The sequence below is a fragment of the Mycobacterium sp. SMC-18 genome (assembly GCF_045310895.1).
Classification (GTDB): Bacteria; Actinomycetota; Actinomycetes; order Mycobacteriales; family Mycobacteriaceae; genus Mycobacterium.
In genome coordinates, this window is record NZ_JBJIAL010000104.1 from 1 (window position 1) to 3,512 (window position 3,512).

General features: G+C 58.9%; 3 protein-coding genes and 1 pseudogene. 3 read left to right on the plus strand and 1 reads right to left on the minus strand.

Going from position 1 to position 3,512, the window contains the following annotated elements; genetic code table 11:
* Positions 1-149 (minus strand): annotated as a pseudogene (locus tag ACJH6J_RS30190) (IS3 family transposase); the annotation flags it as partial.
* A 120-nt stretch (positions 150-269) separates the two neighbouring features.
* Between ACJH6J_RS30190 and ACJH6J_RS30195 the strand changes: the two are divergent.
* The 3 genes from ACJH6J_RS30195 to ACJH6J_RS30205 are packed head-to-tail and all read left to right on the plus strand — an operon-like array spanning position 270 to position 3,453.
* Positions 270-584 (plus strand): type VII secretion target, encoded by a 315-nt coding sequence (locus ACJH6J_RS30195; protein ID WP_064857733.1) that lies wholly within the window; start codon positions 270-272, stop codon positions 582-584.
* Positions 585-598: 14 nt separating this feature from the next.
* A complete protein-coding gene (locus ACJH6J_RS30200; protein WP_131808655.1) occupies positions 599-2,791 on the plus strand; it encodes a hypothetical protein in 2,193 nt (730 codons plus the stop codon).
* 17 nt (positions 2,792-2,808) lie between these two features.
* A complete protein-coding gene (locus ACJH6J_RS30205; protein ID WP_406805019.1) occupies positions 2,809-3,453 on the plus strand; it encodes a hypothetical protein in 645 nt (214 codons plus the stop codon).
* The last annotated feature ends 59 nt before the right edge of the window (positions 3,454-3,512 follow it).

The following is a 3,512-nucleotide window of genomic DNA, read 5'->3' on the forward strand; positions in this document are numbered from 1 at the left end:
ACCACCCAGCGACGCACCGATTCCTTGCCCACGCCGAGTTGGCGCGCGACCGCCTCGGAGGCCGCGGTCAACGACGAATACTCCTGCTGATGTTCGGTCACCAACCGCACCGCACGGTCACGCAACGCAGGATCGATCTTCTTAGGCATGCTGCTCATCCTTCCGGACTCAAACAGCAGCGGCATCAAACCTGGGGCGGTTCAGGTAGCCTTGATGCACGTTGCGGTTGGGGGCATTCCGCATATGTCACGGGTTTTGGGGGTTAGGTCATGGCGGGAAACGAGTTACGGGTCCGCGTGGACGATTTGCACGTCCGAGCAGCGCGTCTGGACGTGGCCGCTTCTGCGGTGCACACGGAGCACTCGACGGCGCACGCTGATGTGGCCCGCGTGCTGCCGCACTTTGGCGACAGTGTGTCCGGAGCGGCTATCGCTGATGTCTTGGGCACTTGGGAACAGGAAACGCAAGCCCATCACAAGGACATGATCGGGCTGGCTGATCATCACCGCAGCGCGGCAACCAAGTACACCGCTGCCGATGACGATGGGCGGCACAGCATCGACGCTGCCGGCTCGGCGCTGTAGAAGCCGGGTCCAAGGTGGGGCTGACATTGGCTCAGTTGCGCAAGCTGCCCGAGCTGATTGATGAATTTCGTGACGCGGCGCAAAAACGCGCCAATGGCAGCGCGGACGCTGCCAGCGAAATCAAGTCGCTACGGGATGCAACACAGTGGAAAGGCACCGCGCGCGACGCCGCCGACGATGCCTTGAATCGCCGAGTTAGTGCGTTCGATGCCTCCCATGAGAAAGACATGGCCATGGTCGCAGCCGCGACCGCAGCCCATGAACGGGCTCAAAAGACGGTCACCGATCTGAACGCTCTGGTGAACTACGCCGAGCAGCAACCCGCGTGCCACATCGATGAGGCCACCAATACCATCTCTCCACCTAACACGAGTTTCCTGACCGACCAAGCCAAGGCTGCTGCGGAGATGAAGTTCGGTGACCTGCAAAAGCAGATGCAGAAGGTCCTGTCTGAGGGTCAGGAAGCCGATTTCGAATTCGCCAATGCCATCAGGACCGGCACCGGAGGGCAGGTAGCACCGACCAGCAAAGACGGCACCGAGGACGGCAATGCCCTGAGTAGCGGCAAACTTACCCCGGAAGAGTTGGATCGACTCAAAGCCGCAACGCAGCTGACCCCTGAGCAGATCAAGGCGTGGGAGGCGGGCAAGCTCGAGCTGCCGCAATCGCAAATGGACTATCTGAACTCGCTGGCTCGGTCCCTGGACGGCAAGAACATTCAGCAGGTGCGAGCCATGATGGACCAGCTCGACAAGACTAATCCCGGTGCCAGCGCAAATCTCATGAACGGGCTCCAGATGCTGTCCGATCCGAAGGTGCAAGCTGCGGGCGGCGGGATCAAAGGTGGCTTGGATCGGCTGCCGACTGGGATCAAGAACGTGGCCGCCGGGTTGCCGTCAAGTCCTGGCGATATCCATGCTCAAGATCGCCGAGACCTGGCCGCCATCATGATGAAAGGCAGCACCGATTTTTTGCACGGCTCCGACCTGGACCGGTCAGTGCTCAAGCAGACCGAACAGATCCTCAAAGGGGCTCCGGACGGGACGTACAAGCAGGGATGGGAGCTATCGGCCAATCCGGCGCTCAAAGACATGTTGTCAGCGGCCGGACGGGATCACTGGGCCGTGCACGACTTGGTGGCCGGCGCAGATGGCAAGTCGCCCAACAACGAGTACATCAGCAACCTGCTGCGGCACCATTGGGACGACGGCGGCGCAGCCGCCGGCACGCTACTGCATGGACTGGCGCCAGTTGCCAATGACACCACACAACTCGGTGCTGCGACCCGAGCCGGTGAAACCGTGCACGCGTTCGACCAGTACATCGGTTCGCATGGCAAAGAGTTCACCAGCATGACTGCCCTCGAACCCAAGGACCATTGGCATGGTGACGGGCCGGTCTACCGGACAAATGAAATGTTCGGCAAGGCCGATCCCGAGTTGGTTCGCGCTTTGTCCGAAGCGAACACGCCGTTCCTTGATGACATGATGGGGCACAACCTTGACCACAGCCGTGGCTTCACGCCGCTAGACGACCGCACAGACGCGAATATGCCGCACACCCGCGACTTGCTCGGCATCCTGGAGTCCGATCCCGAAGCCGCCAAAACCCTGCACGCCGCGATTGATCAGGATCGGCTGGGCTACCACAAGCAATTCACCGACTCCATCGCCAGTCACAACACCCCTGATGTCGATGCGCTCAACGCTGCCAGTCGGCTCCAGGGACTCGACGATGTCGCCTCCAGTATGTCGCACGCACAACAAGGTGCTCTCGACCACGCTCGCGCTCTCGAAATCTATAACGACAAATCTGCCGCCTATGACGCTCTCAAGACCGCGGGTAGTTCGATTCCGGGCGTCAACTCCGTCATCAATGATCTCGGCAATATTCCGGGCGGTGATGCCATGCTCAAAGATATGCTGGTTGGCAAGCAGCCTGAGGAGCAGGTGGTGCCCCACATTCCGGTTAACAGTGGCGGCGCGACGCAGTATCAGATTGCTCAACAGCTGTTCCAGCAAGGCTACGGTGACCGAAACCTATTCCCAAATGGATTTCCCACCTACCAGGATTACGTCAACGATCAAGGCGTCTTGAGAAGCACTGTTCAGCGCTATCTCGGAAGTGAAATTGCCAGTGATCTAAACGGAGCAGAGAACACCTACCAATCGACGCTTCCGCACCAACCACCGAAATTCGGCAGCTAGCATAGGTGAAGTATTCAATGAAACAGTTCGCTTCGTTTCTCGCCTTCCTCGTCGCCGTGACGACTTTCGGGGCTTGTGCGAGTCACCCCGCGGCAACACCACCACCACCAGCCGCAAAGACCAAGATTCCCAATTGGCCCAACGAACTCGACGGCTTGAGGTTCCGCTGGACAGCCGAACCGGGCATCGATTTGCTGACGGGTCCCGCGGTCCCGTTGCGGGCGTATCTTGAGTCCTATCGCGTCGGCTACATGACCAAAACGATCGACACGGTATACCCAGGATTTCAGCGTGCGGTACCCGAAATTCCGATCCCAGCTAGCAGTGGGTCGGCTGCCGCGGAATGGAACCGACTGCCGTTCCAACTCGAATGGATAAGGCCTGCCATTGATGAACACATCAACTTCGGCAACGGCCCATTTTACGGCAACGAGTATTTCCACGTCCTCGAAATTGCGACTACTCCTGACGGATATCGCGCGTATGTATGTGATGGTTCATACAATGTATTTCATCCGGCGGTGGGGAACCCGGGAAAATACACCTCCATCGAGGACTATCGGTCGGGATCGAACTCTGATGCCCAAAAACGTGAGAGAGACGCTCTTAACGTTTGGCGCATTGAATTCAGCAACAAAACTAAAGGGGCTCTTCACAGATGAGGGTGTAGAGGTGGTTGGCGCGTCGTTGCCGGGATAGAGGTCGAGGTCTCTCGAAAATG